Below are 22,474 nucleotides of genomic sequence, written 5' to 3'. Positions count from 1 at the left end.
CACCTTGTGTGTGAGAGGCCCCCAGCCAGACCACTGGGTTGATAGGCCGGATGTGGAAGCGAGGACTAACGACTCGTGAAGCTGACCGGTACTAATAGGCCGATAACTTACACCACACACCCACCCCGCAAACGYGCCTTCAAAAGCGTTTGCACCAAGAGGGTTGGGTAAAAAGAAACAAGACTGCTTGCGTCCACTATGTGGTTCCCAAACAACAAACCCTGTTGAATGGCGAACCAAAACAAAACAGAATAACAACACCACACTGCCCCAACCAGGGCAGAGTTGTAACCCAAAAACTTCCCACCCGGCGAARACCCCCCAAAAAAGGGGCCAGCAGGGTGCGGACACAAGGTTACGGCGGTCATAGCGTGGGGGAAACGCCCGGTCCCATTCCGAACCCGGAAGCTAAGACCCGCAGCGCCGATGGTACTGCACCCGGGAGGGTGTGGGAGAGTAGGTCACCGCCGGAACACTATTACAGGTCGAGAGCCTCCAACCACCAGGTTGGAGGCTCTCCCACTTTAACCACACAACCAACCACACCACCCTGGGCCAGATCACGCTCAGCTCGGGGAGCCACCCAGGAGCCGGCACTCAGGCGCCGGCACCCCTTGTAGAGTTGATGCCCATGGATAACCTCTTCAGCCACGCAACGTCGGCCCCGGATCCCCAAGCCGAGGGCCTGGAACCTCTGGTGTTCACCGTCGTCGTCCCCGGCGCCGTTGCCCGGGCATTTGTTGGCTTCACCGAACACACCCATCTGTGGTGGCCGCTCGAGGACCACAGCGTCTACGGGGCTGCGTCCTACGTCGAGTTCGAAGAGAACCTCATTCTTGAAACCGCTGACGACGGCAGGACCGCCGTCTGGGGCTCCATCGACGACTGGCAGCCGCCGTTGTCCTTCCACGCGAGCTGGCATCCCGGAACCCAGGCCATGTGGTCCACCGAGCTGCGTGTGGCCTTCCGGGCCGTGGAGGGCGGCACAGAGCTGCGGCTCGTCCACAACGGCTGGGAAGGCGCACAGGACCCTGCGGCCACGCGCGCGGACTATGAGGGCGGCTGGCCGGAGGTCCTGCAGCGCTTCGTTCGGTTTATGGGCGGTGCAACGGGCTGAGTGTCCCCCGGTATGCAAGGGGGACCACTATCTGCGCCCTACCGCAGCGGCGGCGTATCGACCGGCGGCACGGCTGTGCTGGAGCGGATCACAAACTGGGTCGGATACTCCGTGTCTGCAGCCGCCGTGTCTCCGTCGCCGTCGAGCCCGGCCAGCAGGCGCCGGACGGCCATGGCCCCCTGGCCCCGCGGGTCCTGGTCGATGGTGGTCAGGCCGAAAACTTCGCCGAGCTCGTGGCCGTCGATGCCGATGACCGAGAGATCGTAGGGCACCCGGAGCCCGAAGTCGCGGGCGGCGAGGATGGTGCCGATCGCCATCTCGTCCGAGGCCGCGAAGACCGCCGTGGGACGTTCCGGGGAGCCGCCCAGCAGACGCCGCGCGCTGGCGTACGCCCCCTGGATGGTGAAGTCCGCGGAGACCAGCCACTCGGGGCGGATCGGGAGGCCGGCGTCGCGCATGGCTTTGGTAAAGCCGCCCTGACGGGTGCCCGGCAATCGGAAGTCCTTTTCGTACGCGGCGTCGCCGGTCATGTGCGCGATCCGGCTGTGGCCCAGCTGGATCAGGTGCCGCGCCGCCGCCTCGGCCAGGCCGGAATCGTTGATGCGGATGGTGGAGGCGCCCGGCAGCGGCCCGCCGATGCCGACGATGGGCCGGTGGATGGCCAGCAACTGCTGGATCTCGGCCTCGCTGAGTTCCAGGGACACGGCAATGACCGCGTCCACCCGCTTGCGCAGCAGAAAGTCGTTCAGGACGCTGTGCCGGCGCTCCTCGCCCTCGCTGACGTTGTACAGCGTGAGATCGTAGCCGGCGTCGAGCAGGGTCGCGGAGACGCCTTCCACCACGGAGGAGAAGAACCAGCGGTGCACGGAGGGAACTACGACGCCGACGTTGTGGTTCCGTCCGGACGCCAGGCTGGAGGCGTGGTAAGACAGCACGAAGCCGAGCTCGGCTGCTGCGGCCTGGGCCCGCTCGCGGCTTTGGGCCGAGACGTTGCCCTTGCCGCTCAAGGCGCGCGAAACGGTGGCGATGGAGAGGCCGGCCCGTTCCGCGACGTCCTTGATGCCGGGCATTTTCAGCTCTCCGTGTCCTCGATGTAAATGTTCAGCCAAACAGTTTCACCTGAGCTTAACTGATGCGCGCCGTTGTCCGGCTCCGCCGGCGCCGAGCTTCGCAACAGCACCTGTCCGGCGGGCAGCTCGAGCGGCTCCGGCCCGACGTTCAGCAGGACCGCGGTGGTGCCGTTGAGGTAGGCGAGGGAGGTGTCGGTGCACCAGTCCTCGAGCCAGGCGAGCGAGCCCTGGCCGAGGCTGAGCTCACGCCGCAGCGCCAGCATCCGCCGGTAGAGGCTCAGGTGCGACGACGGCGACGCTGACTGCACGTCACGGGCCAGGCGCGCGAAACTTTCAGGCTGCGGCAGCCAGGGAGCCGCCCCGGCGCCGAAGCCGGCGTTGGGTTCAGCGGCCCGCCACGGCAGGGGTACCCGGCAGCCGTCGCGGCCCAGCCGTTCGCCGCCCGTGCGCCCGAACGTGGGGTCTTGGCGCTGGTGGTCGGGAATATCGATCCCGTCGGGGAGGCCAAGTTCCTCACCCTGGTACAGGTAGGCGCCGCCGGGCAGGCCCAGCATGAACATCGACGCCGCGGCCGCACGGGAGCGGCCGAGCTCCTCGTCAGGCTGGACATCTGCCGGGCCGATGCCGTCGCCGTCGCGGGGCGCCGGTCCGTGGTAGCCGAAGCGCGTGGCATGCCGCACGACGTCGTGGTTGGACAGCACCCACGTGCTGGGTGCGCCGACGGCGTCCAGGGCCGTCAGGGAGTCGGTGATGACGCCGCGCATGCGGTGCGGGTTCAGCCCGGTGTGCAGGTAGGGGAAGTTGAAGGCCTGGTGCATCTCGTCCGGACGGACCCAGTCGGCCAGCCGGGGGAGCGGGTCCACGTTGGCTTCGGCGCAGAGGATGCGGTCCGGGCCGTATTCGGCAAGGATCCGGCGCCAGGCCCGGTAAATCTCGTGCAGGGCGGGCTGGCCGAACATCGGGGCCTCGTGGCCAGGGAACCCCTCCGAGCTGTTGCCGTCGGCCCGGCCGCCCCATTCGGGCAGCCCGGCGGCCTTGACGAGGGCGTGGGCCACGTCGACGCGGAACCCGGAGACGCCGCGGTCCAGCCAAAAGCGGAGGACGCGCTCAAATTCTGCGTGGACGGCGTCGTGGTCCCAGTTGAAGTCGGGCTGGGAGGTGTCGAACAGGTGCAGGTACCACTGGCCGGGGGCGCCGTCGGGTTCGGCGATCCGGGTCCACGCGGGACCGCCGAAGTGCGACTGCCAGTTGTTTGGCGGGAGTTCGCCGAATTCGCCGCGGCCGTCGCGGAAGATGAACATGTCCCGCTCGGGGCTTCCGGCAGGCGCGGCCAGCGCGGCCTGGAACGCGGTGTGTTGGTCCGAGCAGTGGTTCGGCACCAGGTCCACGATCAGGCGGAGGCCGAGCCGGTTGGCCTCGGCCATCATCACGTCAAAGTCTGCCAGCGTGCCGAAGAGCGGATCCACGTCGCAGTAGTCACTGACGTCATATCCGGCGTCGCGCTGCGGGGAACGGTAGAACGGCGAGAGCCAAACGGCGTCGATCTCCAGCTCGGCGAGCTTGGGGAGCTCGGCCGTGATACCGGCAAGGTCTCCTACGCCGTCGCCGTTCAGGTCCCGGAACGAGCGCGGGTACACCTGGTAGATGACAGCTGAGCGCCACCAGCCGGGGGTGGTATCGGCGGAGTGCACCAGGGTCAGCGGGCCGGCCAGCGCGGCGGGGGCTGTGAGGACTGAATCAACGGACATGCCGGTAATCGTAAGTCCACTCGGTGAAAAATGAAAACGCTTCCAGCAAGAGTCGTGTAAAGATCCCGCGGCACCCCAAGGTAATGCGAGCAGCGCCCACGTCCGACAGCCCCCAGCCGGCTGCGGGCCGAGCCAAGGTGCCTCGTGGCGGGCTCGAAGGGATAGTGGCGACACGCCGGGCGGCCCCAATTTTCCAAACGGTCGATCGCCATGTAACTTGGAAGCGCTTGCAGCTGTGAGCCACATCACCGACGATGCCACCGGGCCCGGACTTCTTCCGGCGAGCCCACACGTGGATGCAGGATTTTATGAAAGGGACACCAATGAAGGTGCAGAACACCCTCACAACCGGGACCAGCCGCCGGGTATTCACGGCCGGTGCTATCTCCGTCGTTGCGGCACTGGCGCTGAGCGCGTGTGGCGGCGCGGCCGCATCCGGCCCGGCCACCGCCACCGCCACCGCGAAAGCGGACCTCAAGTCCGGCGGCGCCGGCACGATCACCATGTGGGTCGACGCCGAACGCTCGCCTGCGCTGAAGGACATCACCGCGAAGTTCAAGGCGGACACCGGCATTGAGGTCAAGCTCGTGGTCAAGGACTTCGCGGCTGTCCGTGACGACTTCATCACCCAGGTCCCCACGGGCAAGGGCCCGGACCTCATCGTCGGCCCGCACGACTGGGTAGGCAAGTTCGTCCAGAACGGTGTGATCGCCCCCGTCGAGCTGGGCGACAAGAAGGGGTCCTTCCAGGATTCCGCGATCAAGGCCATGTCCTACAACGGCTCGGTCTACGGTGTCCCGTACGCCATCGAAAACATCGCACTGCTGCGCAACACGGCGATCGTCCCGGACGCGGCCAAGACCATGGACGAGGTCATTGCCAAGGGCAAGAAGGCCGTCGCCGACGGCAAGGCCAAGTTCCCGTTCCTGGTCGGTATGGACCCCAAGCAGGGCGACCCCTACCACCTGTACCCGCTGCAGGCCTCGATGGGATCGCAGGTCTTCGGCAAGGCTGCCGACGGCGGCTACGATCCGAAGCAGCTGCTGATCGGTGACGCCGCCGGCGTCGAATTCGCCAAGAAGCTGACCGCCTGGGGCGACAAGGGCGAGAAGATCATCAACTCGAACATCACCGGTGACATCGCCAAGGAGAAGTTCCTCGCCGGCGAGTCCCCGTACTACCTGACCGGCCCGTGGAACGTTCCGGACGTGCAGAAGAAGGGCATCAAGTTCGCTGTTGACGAGCTGCCGACCGCCGGCGACCAGCCGGCCCAGCCGTTCATCGGCGTCAACGGCTTCTTCATCAGCTCCAAGAGCGCCAACGCCCTCGCCACGAACGAGTTCGTCACCAACTACCTCACCTCCGAGGCAGCCCAGGACTCCATGTACAAGGCCGGCGGCCGCCCGCCGGCACTGAAGGCCTCCTTCGACAAGGCCGCCAGCGATCCGGTTGTCGCCGCCTTCGGCAAGATCGGCGCCACCGGCGTCCCGATGCCGGCCATCCCGGAAATGAGCGCGGTCTGGGCTGACTGGGGAGCCACCGAACTCGCCCTGATCAAGGGCCAGGGCGACCCGGCCGCTGACTGGGCCAAGATGGCCGCCAGCATCAAGGGCAAAATCAAGGGTTAGTCCCCGCCCCGGCTCCTGACGCTTTCCCTAGCGGGCAGGAGCCGGCTGCACCGGGCCGGGCGGCCGCCACGCCGCCCGGCCCGTTCCTGCATCACCCCAGCACTCCCAAGGACTGTAGACAGCCATGTCAGAAACCGAACTCCGCGAGGACACAGACCCCGCAGTAGCGTCCGTCCCGCACACCGCTTCCGCGCCCACCGGCCGGCAGGCCCGCAGGAACCGCCGGTTGCGGACCGGCCCGGAGGGGCTCAAGGGCACCATCGCGAAGATCGTGCTCCTGGGCCTCGTGGATGCCCTTGCCGTCTACATCCTCATCACACTGTTCCTCAGCCAGTCCTGGCTGGCGCTGGCTGTCTCCGCCGCCGTCGTGCTGGCGATCAACTGGATCTACCTGCGCAAGGGCGGCCTGCCCGCCAAGTACCTGGCCCCGGGCGTGCTGTTCCTGCTGATCTTCCAGGTTTTCGTCGTTATGTTCAGCGGCTACATCGCCTTCACCAACTACGGCGACGGGCACAACAGCACCAAGGATGACGCGATCGCCGCCATCCAGCTCACCGCCCAGAAGCGCGTCCCGGATTCTCCGGCGTACAAGACGTCCGTGCTGGCCAAGGACAACTCCTACTTCCTGCTGTTCACGGACCCGCAGGGCAAGGTCTCGCTGGGCAGCACCGACAAACCGCTGGAGGAAGTCGCCGGCGCGGGCAAGGACTCCACCGGCAAGGCCAAGACGCTGGACGGCTACCAGACCCTGAATTTCCAGGAGATCGTGGCCAACCAGAAAAGCATCCTCGACATCGCCGTGCCGGTTTCCGCCAACCCGGCCGACGGCACCCTTCGCACCGCCGACGGCAGCAACGCCTACCAGTTCAAACCGGCCCTGAAATACGACGCCGGCGCGGACACCTTCACGGACACCACCACAGGCGCCGTCTACCGCGACAACGGCAAGGGCGCCTTCGCAGCCGCCAACGGCGAGACGCTCTCCACCGGCTGGAAGATCGACGTCGGCATGGAGAACTTCGCCCGCGCCTTCACAGACCCCAGCCTGCGCGGACCCCTCCTGGGCGTCATCCTCTGGACTTTCACCTTCGCGATCGCCTCCGTGGCGCTGACGTTCGCGCTGGGGCTGTTCCTGGCGATCACCTTCAACCGGGAAGACCTCAAGGGCAAGAAGGTGTACCGGATCCTGATGATCCTGCCGTACGCCTTCCCCGCGTTCCTCACCGGCCTGGTCTGGTCCGGCATCCTCAACCCGGAGTTCGGCTGGCTGAACCAGACCTTGCTCGGCGGGGCCTCGATTGGCTGGCTGACGGATCCGGTCCTGGCCAAGATCAGCGTCCTGGTGGTCAACCTCTGGCTGGGCTTCCCGTACATGTTCCTGGTCTGCACCGGGGCCCTGCAGTCGCTTCCCTCCGAACTCGACGAGGCCGCCCGGATGGACGGCGCCGGGCCCTGGCGGGTTTTCCGGTCCATCAAGCTGCCGCTGCTGCTGGTCTCGATCGCCCCGCTCCTGATCTCCTCCTTCGCGTTCAACTTCAATAACTTCAACGTGATCTTTATGCTCACCGGGGGCGGCCCGCGCTTCGCGGACACCGACCGGGACATCGGGGCTACCGACATCCTCATCACCCTCGTGTACAAGGTGGCCTTCGGGCAGGGGACCGGCCGCGACTACGGCCTTGCCAGCGCCCTGGCCATCATTATCTTCATCATCGTGGCCACCGTATCGGCCATCAGTTTCAAGCAGACCAAGGCACTCGAGGACGTGAACTCATGAACGGGCCAGCACCACGCACCGCCGCCACGGCGGGTCCCGCCGACCACGGCGGCACCGGCCACACCGACGTCGACTACCTCAAGTCGCTGCAGCGCCGCCGTCCCTTCGGCGTCTGGCTCAAGGACAAGGGCTGGCGGCACCTGGTCGGGATCATCGTCACCATCTTCGCGGTCTTCCCGCTGCTGTACGTGCTCTCCGCTGCGCTGAACTCCACCGGCACCCTGGTGGGCTCCAACGCACTGTTCAGCAGGATCGATTTCGGCAACTTCACGGCCCTGTTCGACATGCCTTCCCGGCCTTTCGCCCGCTGGTTCCTGAACACCATGGTGGTGGGCGGCGTGACCTCCGCGGCCACGGTGTTCCTCGGGGCGATGGCGGCGTACGCCTTCTCGCGGATGCGGTTCACGGGACGCCGGTTCGGCCTGCTCAGCCTGCTCCTGCTGCAGATGTTCCCGCAGCTGCTGGCCGTCGTCGCCATCTTCCTGCTGCTCAGCGGCATCTCCGAGGTCATCCCGGCCCTGGGCCTGGGCAGCCAGCTTGGCCTGATCATGGTCTACCTCGGGGGCGCCCTGGGCGTGAACACCTACCTGATGTACGGCTTCTTCAACACCGTGCCGCAGTCCCTGGATGAAGCAGCCAAGATCGACGGCGCCAGCCACAGCCAGATCTTCTTCGGCATCATCATGCGGCTGGTGACGCCGATCCTGGCCGTTGTGGGCCTGCTGTCCTTCATCGGCATCTCCGGTGAGTTCGTGATCGCGTCCGTGGTGCTCACCGATCCGGACAGCCAGACCCTCGCCGTCGGGCTGTACTCCTTCGTGGCGCAGCAGCGCTCCGAGAACTGGGGCGTGTTCGCCGCCGGCGCCGTCATCAGCGCCATCCCGGTGATGGCCCTGTTCCTGTTCCTGCAGCGCTACATCGTCAGCGGGCTCACGGCGGGCTCGGTGAAGGGCTAGGCATGTCAGGCGCTGCTCCGGCCGGCCTGCTGCCTCACCACGACGGGTCCGGCCTGCACGCCCCGCAGCGACCGGCCCTGGGGGACCAGGTCCGGCTCCGGATCCGCGTCCCGGCGGGGTGGGGGCGGCCGAGCCGGGTCTGGCTCCGCTCTCTGCACGACGGCGAACCCCGGTACACGTCCTGCGCGGACATCGGCGAGGCTGACGGCTGGGTGTGGTGGGAAGCGGAGATGCCCGTCACCAACCCCGTGGCGCGTTACCGGTTCCTGATCGAGGATGGAACCGGCTACTGGACGCTCAACTCGCAGGGCCTCTTCGCCCGCGACGTCTCCGACTACGCGGACTTCCGGCTCACGACGTACCCCGCCGGCCCGTCGTGGCTCCGCGAAGGCACCATGTACCAGGTGTTCCCGGACCGGTTCGCCCGGTCCGCCGGAGCCTCGGCCCGGCCGGTCCCGGATTGGGCCGTGCCCGCCGACTGGGACGCTACCGGTGTCGAGGGCGCTTCGGCGCAGACGCCGCTCCAGTTCTACGGCGGCGACCTGGCCGGCATCACCGAACACCTGGACCACATCCAGGCCCTGGGCGCGGACATCATTTACCTCACACCGTTCTTCCCCGCACGCTCCAACCACCGCTACGACGCCTCAACGTTCTCCACGGTGGACCCGGTGCTGGGCGGCGACGCGGCGCTCATCGAGCTCGTGGAGGCTGCCCACGCGCGCGGCCTGAAGGTGCTGGGTGACCTCACGGCCAACCACTCCGGCGCCGCCCATGAATGGTTCCGCCGGGCCCTGGCCGAACCCGCCTCCGAGGAGGCCGGCTACTACTACTTCAGCAGGGACCACAGCAGTTACGAGGCCTGGTACGGGGTGCCCTCGCTGCCCAAGTTCAACTGGGCCTCGGCCGGCCTGCGGGAGAAATTCGTCCTGGCGGACGACTCCGCGGTGGCCCGGTGGCTGCGGCCGCCCTTCAGCCTGGACGGCTGGCGGATCGACGTCGGCAACATGACCGGCCGGCTTGGAGAGACGGACGCGAACCAGGACGTGGCCCGGCTGATCGCGAACCGCGTCCGCTCGATCAACCCGGACGCCGCCCTGCTCGCGGAAGCAACCAACGACGCCGCCCCCGACTTCAGCGGCGAGCACTGGCACGGGGCCATGACCTATTCCAACTTCACCCGTCCGCTGTGGGCCTGGCTGGCCGGCGACGCCGGGCACGTGAACTTCTTCGGCACGCCGCTGCCGGGCCCGCCCCGGATCGCCGCAGAGGATTTCCTCGCCACCCACCTGGACCTGGCGGCGGCCTTCAGCTGGGATGTCCGGCTGCAGAATATGAACGCCCTGAACAGCCACGACACCGCCCGGGCGGCCACGGCAATGTTCGACGGCGGCCAGCAACTGGGGGCGGTCCTGATGTTCACCCTGCCGGGCGTGCCCGTGGTGTTCGCGGGCGACGAGTTCGGGCTTAAGGGAGACAACGGGGAGTTCTCCCGGACGCCCATGCCCTGGACCGATCCCGGCCGCATCCCCGCCGACCTGACCGGCCTGTATGCCGCCCTCACCGCGTTGCGGCGGGAGCAGCCGGCGCTCACTGCCGGCGGCATCCGCTGGCTGAGCGCCCGCGGGGACGCAATGGCCTTTATCCGGGAAACAGGGGAGAGCGCCGTGCTGGTGGTGGTTGCCCGCGATGCCGCGGAAGTGGACCTCGCCGCCGGGTTGCTCTCCGACGGCCAACTGGCCGCCCTTGCGGAACCGCCGGTCTTCGCCATCGGATCCATCACACCGGCGGGTGCGCACCTCCGGGCCTGCGGCCCCGCGGCGGCCGTCTGGGTGCTGCCGGGAGTTGCGCTGCCTGCACCCTAGACTGAAGGCCAGGACCGATGGCCCGATTCGACGGAGAACTGGAGAACCCATGCGCAGCATTGCCGAGGAGCTGACGTCCGCCCTGGGCGCCGCGAAGGTCATTGTGGATGAGGGGTCCCTGGCGGCCTACGCCGTGGACCAGGCTCCCGTCCTGGACTACCAGCTTCCCCAGGCCGTGGTGCTGGCCGAATCCGTGGCCGATGTCCAGGCGGTGGTCCGGGCGTGCGCCGCCCACCGGATCCCGCTCGTGGCCCGGGGTGCCGGTACCGGGGTGTCCGGCGGCGCCCACGCAAGCGAGGGCTGCGTGGTGCTGGGCCTCGAGCGCATGAACCGGATCCTGGCCCTGAACCCGGACGACGAGACCGCCGTCGTCGAGCCCGGGGTCATCAACGCGGTACTGAACGCCGCCGCGGCGGACCACGGCCTGATGTACGCGCCGGATCCCGCCAGCTACCGGCTCTCGACAATCGGCGGGAACGTTGCGACGAACGCCGGCGGGCTGCGCTGCGCGAAGTACGGCGTAACCCGGGACTCCGTCCTGGCCCTCGACGTCGTCCTGGCAGACGGCACGCTCATCCACACTGGACACCAGACCTTCAAGGGCGTGGCCGGCTATGACCTCACCGGGTTGTTCGTCGGCTCCGAGGGGACGCTGGGAATTGTGGTCGGAGTTACCGTGCGCCTGAAGTATTTGCCGCGCGAGGTCCACACCATCGCCGCGTTCTACCCGGATTTCCGCAGTGCAGCGGCCGGCGTCCTGGCGGTCGGCAAAGCCCGGGTACAGCCGGCCATCATGGAACTGCTCGACGGCGGTTCGCTCGCCCAGCTCGACGACGCCCACGGGTCCGATCTCGCCTCCCGCGGCGCCTCGCTCCTGCTGATCCAGACCGACGGATTCGGAGCAGCCGCCGAGGCCGCCGCGATCCGGCCGGTGCTGGCGGCTGGCGGCGCCGTGGTCACCATGGAGGCGAACGCCGAGGCCGAACAGCTGGTGGAGCTGCGCCGCAACAGCCGCGGCGTCGAGGTCGACGACGAATACCGGGTGGGGGAGGACGTCGCCGTGCCGCGTTCGCGCCTCGTGGACTACGTCGAAGAGCTGGAGGCCATGGCCAGGCGGCATGAGGTCAAGCTCAAGGTGGTGGCGCACGCCGGCGACGGCAACCTCCACCCCACGTTCTGGGTGGACCGGGCTGGCGACGCCGTGGATGCTGCGGCCATGGCCCGGCTCGGGGCAGCCCTCGATGAATCGGTCACGGTGGCGCTCGCCATGGGCGGAACCATCACCGGAGAACACGGCGTGGGCCAGTACAAGCTGCGCTGGCTGGGACTGGAGCAGAAGGAACCGGTGCGGGAGCTGCAGCGCCGGATCAAGGAGCTCTTCGACCCCGCAGGGATCCTGAACCCGGGCAAGGCTATTTAGCCCGGTTGTGCCGGAAGCCGGTGCTCCCGGCCCGTCCGCCCGGGCCTAGTCGTCGGCGTCGGGGTATTCGTCGCCGTCCTCATCCCCGCCGTACCGCGACTCCTCGGTCTCGACCTCGAGGATCTTCAGCAGCTCGGTGTCCGGGTTGAGCATGATCGCGGCCTCGTCCCTGCGGTGCCGGAGCTCGGAGTCGATGTAGGACTGCACGGCCTCGGCCAGCGGGATGTGCCGGTTTTCCTTCTCGGACATGTACCAGCGGTGCTCCAGGATCTCATGCACCGCCTCCGCCGGTTCGAGTTTCCCGGAGAGGTCGCGGGGAATTGAACGGACAATCGGTTCGAAGATCTGGCTGACCCACAGGTGCGCGCTGTATTCCTCATCCATACCCGGGTTGTTATCCGCCCGGAAGGAGTCCATGTCGTTCAACAGGCGCCGCGCCTGGTTCTCCTGCGCATCCAGGCCGGTCAGGCGCAGCAGCCGGCGCTGGTGGTGCCCGGCGTCCACCACCTTGGGCTGGAGCTGGATGGTGGAACCGTTCTGGGTGGTCTTGATGGCGTACTCCTCGACGTCAAAGCCGAGTTCGTTAAGCCGGCGGATACGCGCGGCCACCCGCCAGCGCTCGCCGATCTCGAAGGATTCCTTCTCGGTAAGCTCGGTCCAGAGCCGCCGGTAACTTTCCATAATGAGCTCGCTGGTGGCGACCGGGTCCACCTTCTCCTCGATGAGGCCCCCGTCGAGCAGGTCCATCAGTTCGCCGGCGATGTTGACCCGGGCAATTTCGAGGTCGTACTCGCGCTGCCCGGTGGACAGGTCCGGGTACAGCTCGCCGGTCTCGGCGTCCACAAGGTAGGCGGCGAAGGCGCCGGCGTCGCGGCGGAACAGGGTGTTGGAGAGCGAAACGTCGCCCCAGTAGAAGCCGATCAGGTGCAGGCGGACCAGGAGCAGCGCCTGCGCATCGATCAGGCGGGTGAGGGTGTCCTTGCGCAGCATCTGCGAAAACAGAGCGCGGTACGGCATGGAGAACTTCAGGTGGCGCGTGACCAGCACGGGGTTCAGCGGCCGGCCTTCGGGGGTGGTGCGGCCGGTGATGACCGCCACCGGCTCCACGCAGGGGACATCCAGCCGGGCGAGCTTGCGGAGCATGTGGTACTCATGCCGGGCGATGTGCTCCGAGGTTTCCTTGATGGCGATCACCGAGCCGCCGAGGTGCGCGAACCGCACGATGTGCCGCGAGATGCCGCGGGGGAGCGCCGCCAGGTATTCCGCCGGCCAGTCCTCGAGGGCGATGTGCCAGGGCAGGTCCAGGAGTTCTGGTTCGGTGGCGGCGGCCGTGATGCTCAGTGAGCTGGCGAGGCCCTTGTCGTCGTTGGCGCTCGCGGCCTGGTACCGCGGCAGCTTGCCGATCTGCCCGTAGTCAGTGGGTTCGTCGTGCCACTGGGCACCGTTGTCCTCGGTCATGCTGCAATTCTCCCGTACTGGGGGCGGGCGCGCCTAAATTTTGCCGGTTAACGCCCGACGGCGGCCCTCCAGAGGGAGGGCCGCCGTCGGAAGTAGCGCCTAGTCGCCGAGGCGCAGGCCGGTCTTGGTGTCGAACAGGTGCACGTGGCCCGACTGCGGGCGGACCCACACGGTCTCGCCCTTCATCGGGGGGCGCCGGCCGTCGACGCGGGCCACGATGTCGTGGTCCTTGCCGTCAAGGGTGGTGTGGCCGTAGACGTAGGCGTCGGCGCCGAGTTCCTCGACGACGTCGACCTCCACCTGCAGGCCCTCGCCCTGCGGTGCAGTCTCAAGGTCTTCGGGGCGGGTGCCCAGGGTGACGGTGGAGCCGGAAGCATCTTCGAGGATGTCGCGCGGGACCGGGTAAACGGTGCCGCCGAACTGCACACCGCCGTCGACGACGGGGAGTTCGAGGAGGTTCATGGCAGGGGAGCCGATGAAGCCGGCGACGAAGACGTTCTTCGGCTTGTCGTAGAGGTTGCGCGGGGTGTCAACCTGCATCAGCAGGCCGTCCTTGAGCACGGCGACGCGGTCGCCCATGGTCATGGCCTCGACCTGGTCGTGGGTGACGTAGACGGTGGTGACGCCGAGGCGGCGGGTCAGCGACGCGATCTGCGTGCGGGTCTGCACACGGAGCTTGGCGTCGAGGTTGGAGAGCGGCTCATCCATGAGGAACACCTGCGGGTTACGCACGATGGCGCGGCCCATGGCAACACGCTGGCGCTGGCCGCCGGAGAGTGCCTTCGGCTTGCGGTCCAGGTACGGCTCCAGGTCGAGCAGCTTGGCGGCCTCGCGGACCCGCTCTGCGCGCTCTTCCTTGCTGACGCCGGCGATCTTCAGGGCAAAGCCCATGTTGTCCGCCACCGTCATGTGCGGGTAGAGGGCGTAGTTCTGGAAGACCATGGCGATGTCGCGGTCCTTCGGCGGAACGTCGGTGACGTCGCGGTCGCCGATCAGGATCCGGCCGGAGTTAACATCCTCAAGGCCTGCGAGCATACGCAGGGAGGTGGACTTTCCACAGCCGGAGGGTCCAACGAGGACCAGGAACTCGCCATCAGCGATGTCGATGTTGAGCTTGTCGACAGCGGGCTTCTCTGTGCCCGGGTACAGACGCGTAGCGTTATCAAAAGTAACTGTAGCCACAGTTATCAATCCCTTCACCGGCAGGTACGTGCCGGACGATCCGTAGTGAATGGTTCTTTGTATTTAGTTGTTCCATCCGAAACCGGATGCGCATGCTCCCCGGCCGAAGCCGAGGAGCATCCAGTGACGCCGCACGGTTGCTGTGCGCCACATCACATACAGAGTATGTCAGATTTTTCATTGCCGGGCGAAAAAGTTACGGATGTCACAGGTGAGGTTCCTTACCAGGGACCGTAGGCTGGGCGGATGTCAGCCCTGCAGATCTACGTCAGTTTCCCCGGTACGGCGCGTCAGGCGCTGGGCTTTTACGCCGATGTGTTCGGCGGGGACCTCGCCCTCTATACCTACGCGGAGTTCAACCGCAGCGACGGACCGCCGGACGCGATCGCCCACGGGGAGCTCAGCGGTGTCGTGGCCCTGGCGGGATCGGACGCGGCGGCCGGCGAGAAGAGCGTCCGGCTCGAGGGCCTCATGCTCTCGCTGCTGGGAACGGCCGAGCCCCCGGTCCTCCACGAATGGTTCGACCGGCTTGCTGACGGCGGCCGGGTGGTCGATCCGCTGGCGCCCAAGCCCTGGGGCGCGTCGGACGGGCAGGTTATTGACCGGCACGGCCTCCACTGGCTCATCGGTTACGAGCCCGACGCTTCGGCCAACTAGCCGGCAGGCGTCAGCTGCCGACGGCCTTGGACCGTTCGCGCAGCAGCGCCTCCAGCAGTTCGGAGACCTGTGCAGGCGCCTCCACCCGGAATTCCGCCTGGGTGAAATCGTGGCCCACCTTGACGCCCAGGTCCCCGCGGACGAGGCTGCCCAGGGCGTCCTCATCCGTGGTGTCGTCGCCGGCGAAGACCACCGCCGTGGCTCCTGTGGCCTGCCGGAGGAAGGTGATCCCATCGCCCTTGGACGCGTGAACCACCGAGGTTTCCAGCACCCGGTTTCCGGTCTTGAGGAAGACCTCCGCGCGGTCCTGCAGGGCGGCTTTCGCGGCCGCCACCGCATCTTCGGCCACGTCATCGGCGGCGAGCCGGGTGTGGAGCACCACGCCGGCCGGCTTGTCCTCCAGCAGCGTTCCGGGCGCCTGATCCACGATGTCGGAGAGGATCTGCCGCACCTCGCTCAGCAGTTCCCGCTGGGCATCGTCCAGCTGCAGCTCAGTTGAGCCCGGACCCATCCAGGCTTCCGCGCCATGGCTGCCGATCAGCAGGGTCTGCTCCGGCGGTGCGGCCGTGGCCCGCAGGCTGTCCAGGGCGCGGCCGGAGATGAGCGCCGTCGTCGTCCGCGGGAGTGCGGCCAGGGCCGCGAAAGCGGCCGCGGACCGGGGCAGTGACCGGGAGTCCGCCGCGTGGTCTACCAGCGGGGCCATGGTGCCGTCGAAATCCATTGCGATCAGCAGCTCCTCCGTTCCGGCGACGCGGCGGATGGCGTCGAGCAGTTCGGGGGAGAGCGAGAGTTTCGCCTGGGCGGGGTTGGGCTCAGGAGTCATCGCGCACCACCTTTTCCTGGAGGGCCCGCAGGAAGTCGGCTGACCAGAGGTCGACGTCGTGGTCCAGGATCTGCTTGCGCATGGCCCGCATCCGGCGCGCTGCCTCGGCCGGGTGCATGTTGACGGCCCGCATGATGGTGTCCTTGAGCCCGTCGATATCGTGCGGATTCATCAGGAGCGCCTGCTTGAGCTGGTCCGCGGCTCCCGCGAATTCGCTGAGCACCAGGGCGCCGTCGTTGTTCGTGCGGGCGGTGACGTATTCCTTCGCCACCAGGTTCATGCCGTCGCGCAGGGCGGTGACGAGCATGACGTCGGCGGCCAGGTACAGCGCGACCATCTCCTCGATCGGGTAGCTGTGGTGCAGGTAGCGGACCGCGGTGTTCTGCATCGTGTCATAGGTGCCGTTGATGTGGCCGACGGTGCCCTCGACTTCCTCGCGCAGCAGGCGGTACTGTTCGACGCGCTCGCGGCTGGGGCTCGCCACCTGGATCAGGGAGGCGTCCTCGACGGTGACCTTGCCGTCCTGCAGGAGCTCCTCGTACGCCTTGAGCCGGTGCCGGATGCCTTTGGTGTAATCCAGCCGGTCGACGCCGAGCAGGATGGTCTTGGGATTGCCGAGGTCGCGGCGGATCTGCTTGGCGCGTTCGATGATCTCCGGTTTCCGCGCCAGCTCGCTGATCTGCTTGACGTCGATGGAGATCGGGAAGGCCTGGGCGCGGGCAATGTGGGTGGTTTCGCCGTCCGGGCCCTTGACGTGGACCTGCTGCTGCTTGACGCTGGCGCCGAGGAAGCGGCGGGCCGAGCGCATGAAGTTGCCGGCGTCGCTGCTGCGCTGGAAGCCCACCAGGTCCGCGCCGAGCAGGCCGTCGATGATCGCGTGCCGCCATGGCAGCTGCGCGAAGATCTCCGGCGGCGGGAACGGAATGTGGTTGAAGAACCCGATCTTGAGGTCCGGGCGGGCCTCCCGGAGCATCTTGGGGACCAGCTGGAGCTGGTAGTCCTGCACCCAGACGGTGGCACCCTCGGCGGCATGGCGGACGACGGCGTCGGCGAACCGCTTATTGACCTTCCGGTAGGAGTCCCACCAGGCGCGGTGGAACTCCGGCGGTGCGATCACGTCATGGTAGAGCGGCCACAGCGTGGCGTTGGAGAAGCCCTCGTAGAAGAGCTCGATGTCCCGCGTGCTGAGCTGGACGGGAATGAGGTCGATGCCGCCGTGACTGAACGGCTCGAGGTGCTCGTCCGGGGCGCCGTGCCAGCCCACCCACGCGCCGTCGGTCTTGGTCATCATTGGAGCCAGCGCGGTCACGAGGCCGCCGGGGGAGCGGCGCCATCCGTCCTCGCAGCCGGGCTCATCTGGCGAGCAGCGGTCCACCGGCATGCGGTTGGACACGACCATAAAGTCGAAGCTGGCGCCGGATTCCGGCTTTTCCGTGTGCTTCTCCGTGCCGGGCTCGGTGCGTTGCCCGGCGCTCTCGGTTGCTTGCATTGGTGCCCCCTGGGGTCGCTTGTGGCCTTCATCCACCCTAGCCGGGCGGAATCTTCTGTGCTATTCGTCCGTTGGGCACACGGAGGGAAACTTGAAAGCGCAAGCTCCCGGGTTTCTCCCCTAAAATGATGAGGTTGCCACTCTGTGGACCACCCCAGGCCGATCGACACGAGGAACTTATGAGCGCCGCAAACGAACCCCGTCAGTCCAAAGCGGAGCGCACCGCCGCGGCCCGTGAAAAAGCCCGTGAGATCCGCGAGGCGCAGCTGAAGAAGGACAAACGCAACAAGCTGCTCATCGGCTGGGGCATTGTGGCCGCCGTCGTCGCCATCATTGTGATCGTGGCCCTGGTGGTCACCACCAACATCAAGAACAACGCCCCCGTGGCGGATTCCGGCCCCACTCCGGCCAACGGCAACGTCCACGGCGGCGTCACCCTGCTGGCCAACACAGGGGTCGCCAAGACGGACGCAGCCACCGTCAAGCTTTCCGACCTTCCCTCGCCCGCAGCCACCCCTCCGGCTGAGGTCAAGGCCCCCGGCGCCGAGGCCGAAGCGGGTAAGCCGGTCAAGGTGGTCCTTTACATCGACTTCATCTGCCCGGTCTGCAAGAACTTCGAGGCCCAGTACAACGGGACCCTCACCAAGCTGCGCAACGAGGGGAAGATTACGGTCGAATACCGTCCGCTGGGCTTCCTGGACAGCCGCTCCAGCACCAACTACTCCTCGCGTGCGGCCAACGCCGCGGCCTGCGTGGTGAACGAATCGCCGGAGAAGTACTCTGACTTCGTTGACGCGCTGTTCGCCAAGCAGCCTGCCGAGGGCAGCGCGGGCCTCTCCGACGCGGACCTGAAATCCACGGCGACCGGCGTCGGGGCCAAGAGCATTGACAAGTGCATTGACGACAAGACCTACCGCCCGTACGTGAAGTACACGACCCAGGAGGCCGCGGCCATCGGGGTCACCGGCACGCCCACCGTCTTCGTCGACGGCAAGCAGTGGGGCAAGGGCGACAGCGCCCAGACCCCGTTCGACCAGTTCCTGCAGGCTGCGGTCACCGCCAAGAAGTAGCCGGCACCGGCCACAGCCTGCCGCCCGGCCCCGGATCCGTCCGGGGCCGGGCTGCTTTTTGCCGTTTTTTACCGGTGGCTCTCCGTGGGCTACCCTTATCTAGCGCTTAGCGTCCGGCACTTTCCGGCCAGGACGACGACGGCGCGTTGCCTCCTTAGCTCAGTTGGCCAGAGCACCGCTCTTGTAAAGCGGGGGTCGTCGGTTCGAATCCGACAGGGGGCTCTGAAGGCCCCTTCGTTCCGGTGATTTTGCCCGGGGACGGAGGGGTTTATTGTGCCCCCGCGGCCCTGGCCGGGGCGCCGTTTCGACGGTTCCCCGCCGCCTCGACGTCTCGGGGCATCGAGCGGGCACGGAACCGTCGAAACGGGGCTGGGGCTTGCGGGGCGTTACAGCTCCGTGCGGCAGACCACCCGGAACGCCTCGATGGCACGGTCCAGGGCTGCCGGATCCCCGGCCGCGACGGCGGCGACGTCGGTGGTGTAGGCATGCTTGAGGATCGTGCCGGCGAGCAGCGTCACCACTTCCACCCGGTCGGGCTGGCCGGCCGACACGGCAGGGTCTGCCGCCAGCCGCTCGGCGATCAGTGGCTCCACGAGCTGCTGCACCTCGGTCACATGCTGTTTGAGCCGCGTGATCAGTTCCGGCACGGCCATCAAGACGTTGCGCGTGCGCATGTCCATCGATCCACCCAGGCCGGCGGCTCGCATCGCAGCCGCCATCAGGTGGGCGGCGTCGCCGACGGGTGTGCGGTTCGCGGCACGGAAAGCGGCCACGGCGTCGTCGGCCAACGCCGGCTCTTTGAGGCCCAGGATGGCGTCTTCCTTGGTAGGGAAGTAGTTGAAGAAGGTGCGGCGGGAGATGCCCGAGCGCTCGGCGATGGCCTCAACGGTTGCGGAGGCCAGGCCGCCCTCAAGCGCGGCGTCCGAAGCTGCCTCATGGATCGCGGTCCACGTCTCATCCTTTTGGCGTTCGCGGAGCGAGGGTCCTTGCGCTGTGGCGCCACGTGCAGTCATGGGGCAATTTTATGCACCAGTGCATTTTTTACCTAACCCGGAGCGGACCGCCGCCGGGGACCTTGGCCCTTGACCGGTCCGTCCCCGCGGCGGAGTGTTGCGTTATGAACGCAACGAACCCGGACATCGAGTCCACCGAGCTTCAGGAACAGCCGACGGCCATGCTGCGGGAGACAGTGCCGATGAACGCCCTCCGCGAATTTTTCGACCGCGCCTACAAGGCGGTCATGGCGGCCGTGCAGCAGCAAAACGTCCAAGTGGCAGGGCCGCCGTTCGCTCTGTATCGGGGCCAGCCCACGGACGTCGTCGACGTCGAAGCCGGCTTCCCGCTCGCTGCACCGTATCCGGGCGGTGCGGAAGGCGGCGTCGGCGCCGGCACGCTGCCCGCCGGGCGGGCGCTGCAGGCCATGCACAGGGGTCCCTACGATTCACTGCCGGAGACCTACGCGGCCGTCATGGCCAGGATGCAGGCTGACGGACTCACCCCCGGAGGCGCTATGTGGGAGTACTACCTCAGCGATCCGGCCGCAGAACCGGATCCCGCGGCATGGAAGACCCTGGTGGTTTGGCCGGTGGCCTGACCCGGGAAGGGCTGGGAGTCAGCGTCAGGAAACGGTACCCGACTCGCAGTTTCCCACCCCTGAAACCCCGGAGTTATGCGGCTTTGCGACGCGGAATGTCGCTTTGAACACACTATTCTTCAACTCCAAGCATGATGCCCTAAACTGCTTCACTGAGGTGCCTGAAATGGCGCTGTGCAGCAACGAAAGTGAACCCCGCTATGGCTACCGATTACGACGCCCCACGCAAGACAGAAGAAGAGTCTCCCGCTGAATCGCTGGAGGCCCTTCAGGCGTCCCGTGGCGGCGGCGCCCAGACTGCTGTTATCGACGTCGACGAGAACGACACCGCCGAGGGTATTGACCTTCCCGGCGCCGATCTCTCCGGCGAAGAACTGACGGTCATTGTTGTTCCGGAGCAGTCCGATGAATTCACCTGCTCCTCCTGCTTCCTGGTCCGCCACCGGTCCCAGGTCGCCAAGGAAAAGAACGGCCTCAAGTACTGCCGCGACTGCGAAGGCTAAATCCCTTCCACGTTCGAGCCCGGCTCCCCGGGGTCGATTCAACAACTTCGATTTACTCACTGCAAAGCGCCGGATTCCCGCGAGGGGCCGGCGCTTCGCTGTGTCGGGAGTATTCCGGGAGCCCGCAAACGGTGGCTTCGATGTTGCAATCGTGACAAAGCGCGCTGTCCGCTAACGGTTGGGCGCCGATGCCTTTCGGCCCTCGTCAACGGCAGTGCACCCTCCTACCCTTGAAGTGTCAGGTTGAGCTAAGGGGGCTGCGTGATGGCACGGTTCCAAGGGAAGCGATTGACCGTCTGGCTGGTGGCCGTGTTGATGGCTGCAGGCCTGGGACTGGTGGCGCCGGGGCCGGCGGCCGCGGCTCCCTATTGCGGGCTCGCCTGGGGCTCGTTGGCGAAAGCCAAACCGGGGATGAGCCAGGCAAACGTGGTGAACCTCCGGACCGGCCAGCACTACTGCTTCGACCGCCTGGTCATTGACCTGAACGGCAAGGCGGCCGGGTACTCCGTGCGTTACGTGCCCCAGGTGGTGCAGGACGGTTCCGGACTGCCGGTATCCCTCCGGGGGCAGGCTTTCATCCAGGTCACGGCCAACGCGCCCGCGTACAACTCCAACGGGAAAGCCACCTACAACCCGGCCAACAAGTCCGAGCTGAGCAACGTGGCCGGTTACCAGACCTTCCGCCAAGTTGCGTGGGCGGGAAGCTTCGAAGGCTACAGCAGCCTGGGCATCGGGGTGCGCGCGCGGCTGCCCTTCCATATCTTCATGCTTGACGGTCCCGGTTCCGGCTCACGGCTGGTCATCGACGTCGCCCACTTCTGGTGAACGACGGCGGCCCCCGCTACAGCGCGCCGAGTTCCGCCCGCAGCGGGTACTCCTTGCCGTCCAGCACAAGCTGGGTGCACCGCCGGGTGGCCGGGTTGAACACGATGGGGGCCATCAGGTTCACCGTCGTGGCGGCGGGGGAGTGGTTGATGACAACAAGCACCAGGGGTGCTTCGCCGCCGTCGAGCTCCAGGGCCTCCAGCGCCGCGGCGGGAACGGCCGGTTTGTAGCCGGGAACGAACACGGCCGCGTCCGCGAGGAACAGCCGGACCGGTGCGGCGGCGGACTCCAGGGCGAAGAGGCCCGGGGCGCTGTCGATGTTCCGCAGGGCAAAGTCGTGCACGCTCTCCAGGCCGGGCATGGGCGCGGTGAAAGTGACCGGCGTGCTGCTGAGGACGGAGTTCATCGCAGGAAGTCCATCAGGGTGGGCTGGAGGACTTTGGCCGTAGCGGCCAGTGCCACCTGGTAGTTGGTCTCCTGAAGTTTCAGGTCCATGATGACGCTGCCGAGGTCAGCTTTTTCAATCCCGGTCCGCTGGGCGTCCAAGGAAGCCTCCATTTCGGTGTTGACGTTGCCGGCACGTTCCAGCTGTGCCTGCCGTGTTCCAATTTCAGCACGGCCGTTGACGATGTTCTGAAAAGCCGTGTCCAAGGTGCTGACTTGGGTGGCGCTGGGCATGCCGCCGCCGGTGAGGGTGTCTGCGAGTGACTGGACTGCGTCGAAGACCCACCCGGAGCCGCTGTCGAAGATCTTTTGAGCGTCGGCATCCACCCGGACCGTTTGGGTGGCACTGATGCGCCGCTCCACGGGGTTGACGCCGGCACCGGTGAATGTGGGCGGTGTGCCGGTGAACGTTTCCGGGGCGTCGGAGTTCCCGGCAAAGATGTTCCGGCCCAGGTGCTTGGAGTTGGCGATCGAGACGAGGTCCTTGTTCAGTGACTTCAATTCGATGGCGATCGCGTCCTTGCCTGACTGCGGCAGCGAACCGTTACCCGCCTGCACCGTCAGGTCCTTGATCCTGTGCATCACGTTCGTGGCCTGTTCCAAGGCGGAGTCCGCTGCCGTGAGCCAGGTGTTGCCGTCGTCAATGTTTCGGCCGTACTGGGCATTGGCCTCCTGGAGCGACCGTGTCGCCAGGGCCTGGGCCGTGGCGGCGGGATCGTCCGAGGGCCGCGAGATCTTGTTGAGCGAGGTGGCCTTGTCCTGCAGCTCAGCGAGCTTGGCCTGCTGGAACTGCAGGGTCCGCTGGGCGTTCGCGTTCATGGTCAGGTTCGTTACCCGGTTCAGCATGG

General features: G+C 67.0%; 20 protein-coding genes, 1 tRNA gene and 2 rRNA genes. 14 read left to right on the top strand and 9 right to left on the bottom strand.

Annotated elements, in window-relative coordinates; all coding sequences use genetic code 11:
• From AC1DHY_RS11450 to AC1DHY_RS11440, 3 genes are all read left to right on the top strand, one after another.
• Positions 1-116: ribosomal RNA gene (locus AC1DHY_RS11450) — 23S ribosomal RNA — on the top strand; the annotation flags it as partial.
• Between the two features lie 240 nt (positions 117-356).
• A 5S ribosomal RNA gene (gene rrf, locus AC1DHY_RS11445) occupies positions 357-473 on the top strand.
• A 158-nt stretch (positions 474-631) separates the two neighbouring features.
• Positions 632-1,117, top strand: coding sequence for an SRPBCC domain-containing protein (locus tag AC1DHY_RS11440; RefSeq protein ID WP_476879261.1), 486 nt, complete (start codon positions 632-634; stop codon positions 1,115-1,117).
• A gap of 38 nt (positions 1,118-1,155) precedes the next feature.
• Here AC1DHY_RS11440 and AC1DHY_RS11435 read toward each other — a convergent pair whose 3' ends face one another.
• Together AC1DHY_RS11435 and AC1DHY_RS11430 are read right to left on the bottom strand one after the other, a co-directional pair.
• Positions 1,156-2,187, bottom strand: a complete 1,032-nt coding sequence (locus tag AC1DHY_RS11435; RefSeq protein ID WP_476879260.1) for a LacI family DNA-binding transcriptional regulator — start codon at positions 2,185-2,187, stop codon at positions 1,156-1,158.
• Positions 2,188-2,189: 2 nt separating this feature from the next.
• Positions 2,190-3,935 (bottom strand): glycoside hydrolase family 13 protein, encoded by a 1,746-nt coding sequence (locus AC1DHY_RS11430; protein WP_476879259.1) that lies wholly within the window; start codon positions 3,933-3,935, stop codon positions 2,190-2,192.
• Between the two features lie 323 nt (positions 3,936-4,258).
• Between AC1DHY_RS11430 and AC1DHY_RS11425 the strand changes: the two genes are divergently transcribed.
• The 5 genes from AC1DHY_RS11425 to AC1DHY_RS11405 all read left to right on the top strand — a co-directional run bounded on the left by AC1DHY_RS11425 (position 4,259) and on the right by AC1DHY_RS11405 (position 11,581).
• Positions 4,259-5,563, top strand: coding sequence for a sugar ABC transporter substrate-binding protein (locus tag AC1DHY_RS11425; RefSeq protein WP_476879258.1), 1,305 nt, complete (start codon positions 4,259-4,261; stop codon positions 5,561-5,563).
• Between the two features lie 124 nt (positions 5,564-5,687).
• Complete coding sequence (locus tag AC1DHY_RS11420; RefSeq protein WP_476903637.1) at positions 5,688-7,340, top strand: ABC transporter permease subunit; 1,653 nt, start codon at positions 5,688-5,690, stop codon at positions 7,338-7,340.
• Positions 7,337-8,296 carry a sugar ABC transporter permease gene (locus AC1DHY_RS11415; RefSeq protein ID WP_476879256.1) on the top strand — a complete coding sequence of 320 codons (960 nt, stop codon included), beginning with the start codon at positions 7,337-7,339 and terminating at the stop codon, positions 8,294-8,296. Before AC1DHY_RS11420 ends, AC1DHY_RS11415 begins: the two co-directional genes overlap by 4 nt.
• A gap of 2 nt (positions 8,297-8,298) precedes the next feature.
• Entirely contained in the window at positions 8,299-10,161 is a 1,863-nt protein-coding gene (locus tag AC1DHY_RS11410) for a glycoside hydrolase family 13 protein (protein ID WP_476903636.1), read from the top strand.
• Between the two features lie 49 nt (positions 10,162-10,210).
• Positions 10,211-11,581 carry an FAD-binding oxidoreductase gene (locus AC1DHY_RS11405; protein WP_476903635.1) on the top strand — a complete coding sequence of 457 codons (1,371 nt, stop codon included), beginning with the start codon at positions 10,211-10,213 and terminating at the stop codon, positions 11,579-11,581.
• Positions 11,582-11,626: 45 nt separating this feature from the next.
• Here the strand turns inward: AC1DHY_RS11405 and AC1DHY_RS11400 are convergent, their stop codons facing one another.
• A complete protein-coding gene (locus AC1DHY_RS11400; protein ID WP_476903634.1) occupies positions 11,627-13,039 on the bottom strand; it encodes a DUF4032 domain-containing protein in 1,413 nt (470 codons plus the stop codon).
• A 99-nt stretch (positions 13,040-13,138) separates the two neighbouring features.
• Entirely contained in the window at positions 13,139-14,221 is a 1,083-nt protein-coding gene (locus AC1DHY_RS11395; RefSeq protein ID WP_476880068.1) for an ABC transporter ATP-binding protein, read from the bottom strand.
• Between the two features lie 246 nt (positions 14,222-14,467).
• Here AC1DHY_RS11395 and AC1DHY_RS11390 point away from each other — a divergent pair, with 246 nt between their 5' ends.
• Entirely contained in the window at positions 14,468-14,878 is a 411-nt protein-coding gene (locus AC1DHY_RS11390; protein WP_476880067.1) for a VOC family protein, read from the top strand.
• A 10-nt stretch (positions 14,879-14,888) separates the two neighbouring features.
• Here AC1DHY_RS11390 and otsB read toward each other — a convergent pair whose 3' ends face one another.
• Positions 14,889-15,701, bottom strand: a complete 813-nt coding sequence (otsB, locus tag AC1DHY_RS11385; RefSeq protein WP_476880066.1) for a trehalose-phosphatase — start codon at positions 15,699-15,701, stop codon at positions 14,889-14,891.
• Positions 15,691-17,100, bottom strand: a complete 1,410-nt coding sequence (locus AC1DHY_RS11380) for an alpha,alpha-trehalose-phosphate synthase (UDP-forming) (protein WP_476880070.1) — start codon at positions 17,098-17,100, stop codon at positions 15,691-15,693. Before AC1DHY_RS11380 ends, otsB begins: the two co-directional genes overlap by 11 nt.
• A 269-nt stretch (positions 17,101-17,369) precedes the next feature.
• On the opposite strand from AC1DHY_RS11380, the gene AC1DHY_RS11375 reads away from it, so the two are divergent.
• Positions 17,370-18,260 carry a DsbA family protein gene (locus tag AC1DHY_RS11375; RefSeq protein WP_476880065.1) on the top strand — a complete coding sequence of 297 codons (891 nt, stop codon included), beginning with the start codon at positions 17,370-17,372 and terminating at the stop codon, positions 18,258-18,260.
• Between the two features lie 148 nt (positions 18,261-18,408).
• A tRNA-Thr gene (locus AC1DHY_RS11370) sits at positions 18,409-18,482 on the top strand.
• A 164-nt stretch (positions 18,483-18,646) separates the two neighbouring features.
• Here the strand turns inward: AC1DHY_RS11370 and AC1DHY_RS11365 are convergent.
• Positions 18,647-19,273, bottom strand: coding sequence for a TetR/AcrR family transcriptional regulator (locus AC1DHY_RS11365; RefSeq protein WP_476880671.1), 627 nt, complete (start codon positions 19,271-19,273; stop codon positions 18,647-18,649).
• Between the two features lie 104 nt (positions 19,274-19,377).
• Here AC1DHY_RS11365 and AC1DHY_RS11360 point away from each other — a divergent pair, with 104 nt between their 5' ends.
• The 3 genes from AC1DHY_RS11360 (at position 19,378) to AC1DHY_RS11350 (ending at position 21,182) form a co-directional block, all read left to right on the top strand.
• On the top strand, positions 19,378-19,854 hold the full coding sequence (locus AC1DHY_RS11360) for a GyrI-like domain-containing protein (RefSeq protein WP_476903633.1): 477 nt from the start codon (positions 19,378-19,380) through the stop codon (positions 19,852-19,854).
• Between the two features lie 200 nt (positions 19,855-20,054).
• Positions 20,055-20,357: a DUF4193 domain-containing protein gene (locus tag AC1DHY_RS11355; RefSeq protein ID WP_056741192.1), complete on the top strand. Its 303-nt coding sequence runs from the start codon at positions 20,055-20,057 to the stop codon at positions 20,355-20,357.
• Between the two features lie 264 nt (positions 20,358-20,621).
• Positions 20,622-21,182, top strand: a complete 561-nt coding sequence (locus tag AC1DHY_RS11350; RefSeq protein ID WP_476903632.1) for an AMIN-like domain-containing (lipo)protein — start codon at positions 20,622-20,624, stop codon at positions 21,180-21,182.
• Between the two features lie 16 nt (positions 21,183-21,198).
• On the opposite strand, the gene AC1DHY_RS11345 is transcribed toward AC1DHY_RS11350, so the two are convergent.
• A complete protein-coding gene (locus tag AC1DHY_RS11345) occupies positions 21,199-21,588 on the bottom strand; it encodes a flagellar assembly protein FliW (RefSeq protein ID WP_476880527.1) in 390 nt (129 codons plus the stop codon).
• Positions 21,585-22,472: a flagellar hook-associated protein FlgL gene (gene flgL / locus AC1DHY_RS11340; RefSeq protein WP_476880526.1), complete on the bottom strand. Its 888-nt coding sequence runs from the start codon at positions 22,470-22,472 to the stop codon at positions 21,585-21,587. The genes AC1DHY_RS11345 and flgL overlap by 4 nt, the downstream gene beginning before the upstream one ends.
• Positions 22,473-22,474: the final 2 nt, after the last annotated feature.

The organism is Arthrobacter sp. 05L44, assembly GCF_056397605.1.
Note: the sequence above shows the minus strand (reverse complement) of the source record. Positions and strands in the feature narration are given on the sequence as shown.

Bases quoted from the DNA above. Each gene is read 5' to 3' on its own strand.
- AC1DHY_RS11410 (WP_476903636.1), top strand. From the start codon at position 8,299: ATGTCAGGCGCTGCTCCGGCCGGCCTGCTGCCTCACCACGACGGGTCC.
- AC1DHY_RS11425 (WP_476879258.1), top strand. From the start codon at position 4,259: ATGAAGGTGCAGAACACCCTCACAACCGGGACCAGCCGCCGGGTATTC.
- otsB (WP_476880066.1), bottom strand. From the start codon at position 15,701: ATGACTCCTGAGCCCAACCCCGCCCAGGCGAAACTCTCGCTCTCCCCC.
- AC1DHY_RS11390 (WP_476880067.1), top strand. From the start codon at position 14,468: ATGTCAGCCCTGCAGATCTACGTCAGTTTCCCCGGTACGGCGCGTCAG.
- AC1DHY_RS11430 (WP_476879259.1), bottom strand. From the start codon at position 3,935: ATGTCCGTTGATTCAGTCCTCACAGCCCCCGCCGCGCTGGCCGGCCCG.
- AC1DHY_RS11375 (WP_476880065.1), top strand. From the start codon at position 17,370: ATGAGCGCCGCAAACGAACCCCGTCAGTCCAAAGCGGAGCGCACCGCC.
- flgL (WP_476880526.1), bottom strand. From the start codon at position 22,472: ATGCTGAACCGGGTAACGAACCTGACCATGAACGCGAACGCCCAGCGG.
- AC1DHY_RS11400 (WP_476903634.1), bottom strand. From the start codon at position 13,039: ATGACCGAGGACAACGGTGCCCAGTGGCACGACGAACCCACTGACTAC.
- AC1DHY_RS11380 (WP_476880070.1), bottom strand. From the start codon at position 17,100: ATGGTCGTGTCCAACCGCATGCCGGTGGACCGCTGCTCGCCAGATGAG.
- AC1DHY_RS11345 (WP_476880527.1), bottom strand. From the start codon at position 21,588: ATGAACTCCGTCCTCAGCAGCACGCCGGTCACTTTCACCGCGCCCATG.
- AC1DHY_RS11355 (WP_056741192.1), top strand. From the start codon at position 20,055: ATGGCTACCGATTACGACGCCCCACGCAAGACAGAAGAAGAGTCTCCC.
- AC1DHY_RS11440 (WP_476879261.1), top strand. From the start codon at position 632: ATGGATAACCTCTTCAGCCACGCAACGTCGGCCCCGGATCCCCAAGCC.
- AC1DHY_RS11435 (WP_476879260.1), bottom strand. From the start codon at position 2,187: ATGCCCGGCATCAAGGACGTCGCGGAACGGGCCGGCCTCTCCATCGCC.
- AC1DHY_RS11350 (WP_476903632.1), top strand. From the start codon at position 20,622: ATGGCACGGTTCCAAGGGAAGCGATTGACCGTCTGGCTGGTGGCCGTG.
- AC1DHY_RS11405 (WP_476903635.1), top strand. From the start codon at position 10,211: ATGCGCAGCATTGCCGAGGAGCTGACGTCCGCCCTGGGCGCCGCGAAG.
- AC1DHY_RS11420 (WP_476903637.1), top strand. From the start codon at position 5,688: ATGTCAGAAACCGAACTCCGCGAGGACACAGACCCCGCAGTAGCGTCC.
- AC1DHY_RS11415 (WP_476879256.1), top strand. From the start codon at position 7,337: ATGAACGGGCCAGCACCACGCACCGCCGCCACGGCGGGTCCCGCCGAC.
- AC1DHY_RS11365 (WP_476880671.1), bottom strand. From the start codon at position 19,273: ATGACTGCACGTGGCGCCACAGCGCAAGGACCCTCGCTCCGCGAACGC.
- AC1DHY_RS11360 (WP_476903633.1), top strand. From the start codon at position 19,378: ATGAACGCAACGAACCCGGACATCGAGTCCACCGAGCTTCAGGAACAG.